Origin of the sequence: uncultured Caballeronia sp. (genome assembly GCF_964243625.1) — a bacterium.
Taxonomy (GTDB): domain Bacteria; phylum Pseudomonadota; class Gammaproteobacteria; order Burkholderiales; family Burkholderiaceae; genus Caballeronia.
This window is the reverse complement of record NZ_CAXTGZ010000206.1, coordinates 1-3,032: the sequence shown is the minus strand read 5'-3', so window position 1 is coordinate 3,032 and position 3,032 is coordinate 1. Positions and strand designations below refer to the sequence as shown.

Below are 3,032 nucleotides of genomic sequence, written 5' to 3'. Positions count from 1 at the left end.
GCAACATGGGCCTGCCGAGGGCGAAGAAGGGCTCCTGAAGAACATTGCCAAGCTTGCCGATATGCGGGCGAAAGTGGGCGACGATTTCTGGCTGATGCTGGATTGCTGGATGAGCCTCGACCTGAACTACGCCACACGTCTTGCGCATGCAGCGAAAGAGTATGGCCTGAAGTGGATTGAAGAAGCGCTGCCGCCCGACGACTATTGGGGTTACGCCGAACTGCGCCGTTCGGTGCCGCGCGGCATGATGGTGACGACCGGCGAGCACGAAGCCACACGCTGGGGTTTCCGTATGCTGTTTGAAATGGGTTGCGCCGATCTCGTGCAGCCCGATGTAGGCTGGTGCGGCGGCATCACGGAACTGATCAAGATCTCGGCGCTTGCCGACGCGCATAACGTGCTTGTCGTGCCGCATGGTTCATCGGTATATAGCTATCATTTCGTGGTCACAAGACATAACTCGCCGTTCGCCGAGTTCCTGATGATGGCGCCCAAAGCCGATGAAGTCGTGCCCATGTTCAACCCGCTTCTGCTGGATGAACCCGTGCCCGTGAATGGCCGGATGAAGGTGCCGGAGACGCCGGGTTTCGGCGTGCGGCTCAATCCCGAATGCACGCTGACGCGTCCTTATACACACTGAGCCTATTGAGGTTAATCGTGCTGCTCGAGAACAAAGTGGTGATCGTGACCGGCGGATCGCGAGGCATTGGCCGCGCGATCGCGGTGGCGTGCGCGAAGGAAGGCGCGGACGTCGTGCTGAATTACTGGGGCGATAACGACCGCTCATACGGACGTTTATCCGCTGTGGAAGAAGTCACCGGCGAGATCGAACAACTCGGCCAGCGTGTGATCGCGGTGGAAGGCAATGTTGCCGAGCGCGAGACGGGTATCGAACTGGTGAAGCACGCTGTCGATGCATTCGGTCACGTGGATGTCCTCGCAAGCAACGCCGGCATCTGCCCGTTTCATGCGTTCCTGGACATGCCGGCGTCGGTGTATGAAGCGACGGTCGGCGTGAACCTGAACGGCGCGTTCTATGTCACGCAGGCGGTAGCGAACCAGATGAAGTTGCAGGGAACGGGCGGCGCGATTGTCGCGACGAGCTCGATCAGCGCACTGGTTGGCGGCGCGATGCAGACGCATTACACGCCGACCAAGGCGGGCGTGCATTCGCTGATGCAATCGTGCGCGATCGCGTTGGGACCTTACGGCATTCGCTGCAATTCGGTGATGCCCGGCACGATCGCCACCGACCTGAACGCCGAAGATCTAGCCGATTCCGAAAAGCGCGCCTACATGGAAAAGCGCATTCCGCTGGGACGTCTGGGTCAGCCCGACGACGTCGCACAATGCGTGACGTTTCTCGCGTCCGATCGCGCCCGGTACGTGACGGGTGCATCGTTACTGGTAGATGGCGGTTTGTTCGTCAACCTTCAGTGAGTTTCAGTGAATGAACCCGCCGAGTATTTGCGCAGCAATGCAATGCAGTATTCGGCGGGTTCGCTGAGTGTTTCGTTTTTGCGTCGCAGAAGGCCGAAGCCCGAAAGGCTCTTGCCGATTTCAATGGGCAGTTCGACCAGCAGATGCGCGCGCAAATAGTCGCGCACCACTGATTCAGGCAGCATCGCCACGGCGTCGCTGTTTTGCAGAAGCTGCAACGTTGCGAAGATCGAAGCGCATTCAACTATGTTGGAAGGCGATGCAAGTTTTGCACGAGCAAGCTCTTCTTCGAACAAGGCGCGAGCAGGGCTCGTGATGGGCTGCAGTATCCACGGCCATGAGATCAGCGCATCAAGTGAAAGCGACGTCTGTTTGCCCAGCGGGTGGCCGGCGCGCACGACCAGACGCATCGCTTCACGGGAAAGCGGTTCGAAATCGAAGTCGTTGTGTTGCAGCGGCGTGGTGAGGCGGCCGAGCGCAAGATCCACTTCCCGGCGATGCAGCAGTTGCACGACCTGGTCGCTGGTTTCGCCAAGAATGCGGACATTGAGCAGCGGCCGTTCGCTTTTGAGTTCCGCAATGGCCATGGCGAGCACATCGGGCGCGGCGCCCATGATCGCGCCGACCGTGAGTTGTCCGTGTCCGCCGCGCCGCTTGCTTTCCAGGTCGGCGGCAAAGCGGGTGAGGTCGGCAAGCGAGCGGCGCGCGTAGGCGAGCGTGGTGACGCCAAGCGGCGTGGGCTGCATGCCGCGCGCATTGCGCTCGAACAGGAGGAAGCCGAACGCTTCCTCTATGTCGCTCAGCATGCGGCTGGCGCTGGGTTGTGCGACGTTGATGATTTCGGCCGCCTGATGCAGGTTGCGGGCGTCATCGAGCGCGACCAGCAGCGCAAGGTGCTTGAATTTGAGGCGATTGACGAGGGCGATCTGGGACACGTTCTGGGTCATTGGCACTCCGCGAGGAACTCCGGCCTGCGATTCGGTTTTGCGATCGGCTGATCCTGACTTCGGATTGTCATGTTATCAGTCGGCGAATTATAGTCGTAGCCAAACGACGCTACGCCGTAGCTTCAACACTTATAAAAGGCAAGCCGCAATGGAGACGATTGCGTTCAGGATGACCCTCAAGCCGGGCATGCGCGATGAATACGAGCGGCGTCATCGCGAGATCTGGCCCGAGCTGGTGGAAGCCTTGCGGCACGCCGGCGTGCGCGACTACTGGATCTTTCTCGACGAACCCACCGGCCAGCTTTTCGCCACGCTCAAGCGTGCGGCCGATCACAGCATGGACGCGCTGCCCGATTTGCCCGTGATGCGCAAATGGTGGGACAGCATGGCCGAACTCATGGAAACGAATTCCGACCGCTCGCCGGTGCAGGCCGCGCTCGTGCCGGTTTTCCATCTTCCCTGATTACGCCCGGTATCTACAGTCAATACGCTTTGGCTCGCTTTCAGCTTTTCGGCACGAGGACATATTCATGCAGGTTGTCGATCCGCACATTCATCTTTGGGATTTGAAGACGCATCACTATCCGTGGCTGGCAAGCCCGGGAAGGTCGTTCGTGGGCGACGCACGCGACCTGAAGCACGACT

Annotated in this window: 3 protein-coding genes and 2 pseudogenes (1 of these 5 running past the window's edge); 4 read left to right on the top strand and 1 reads right to left on the bottom strand. The window is 59.9% G+C overall.

Translation table 11 applies throughout. From position 1 onward, the window contains the following. Positions 1-640: pseudogene (gene rhmD, locus ACFFAR_RS15605) on the top strand (L-rhamnonate dehydratase); it begins 537 nt to the left of the window's first position. A 17-nt stretch (positions 641-657) separates the two neighbouring features. Beyond that, the gene (locus tag ACFFAR_RS15600; RefSeq protein WP_174365279.1) at positions 658-1,440 is read left to right on the top strand and encodes a glucose 1-dehydrogenase; all 783 of its coding nucleotides are present in this window, start codon (positions 658-660) and stop codon (positions 1,438-1,440) included. Here ACFFAR_RS15600 and ACFFAR_RS15595 read toward each other — a convergent pair. Then, the gene (locus tag ACFFAR_RS15595; protein WP_174365280.1) at positions 1,434-2,387 is read right to left on the bottom strand and encodes a LysR substrate-binding domain-containing protein; all 954 of its coding nucleotides are present in this window, start codon (positions 2,385-2,387) and stop codon (positions 1,434-1,436) included. The genes ACFFAR_RS15600 and ACFFAR_RS15595 overlap by 7 nt on opposite strands. A 148-nt stretch (positions 2,388-2,535) precedes the next feature. Between ACFFAR_RS15595 and rhaM the strand changes: the two genes are divergently transcribed. Then, positions 2,536-2,850, top strand: a complete 315-nt coding sequence (rhaM, locus tag ACFFAR_RS15590; RefSeq protein WP_062171317.1) for an L-rhamnose mutarotase — start codon at positions 2,536-2,538, stop codon at positions 2,848-2,850. A 67-nt stretch (positions 2,851-2,917) separates the two neighbouring features. Then, positions 2,918-3,032: pseudogene (locus ACFFAR_RS15585) on the top strand (amidohydrolase); the annotation flags it as partial.

Bases quoted from the DNA above. Each gene is read 5' to 3' on its own strand.
- ACFFAR_RS15595 (WP_174365280.1), bottom strand. From the start codon at position 2,387: ATGACCCAGAACGTGTCCCAGATCGCCCTCGTCAATCGCCTCAAATTC.
- rhaM (WP_062171317.1), top strand. From the start codon at position 2,536: ATGGAGACGATTGCGTTCAGGATGACCCTCAAGCCGGGCATGCGCGAT.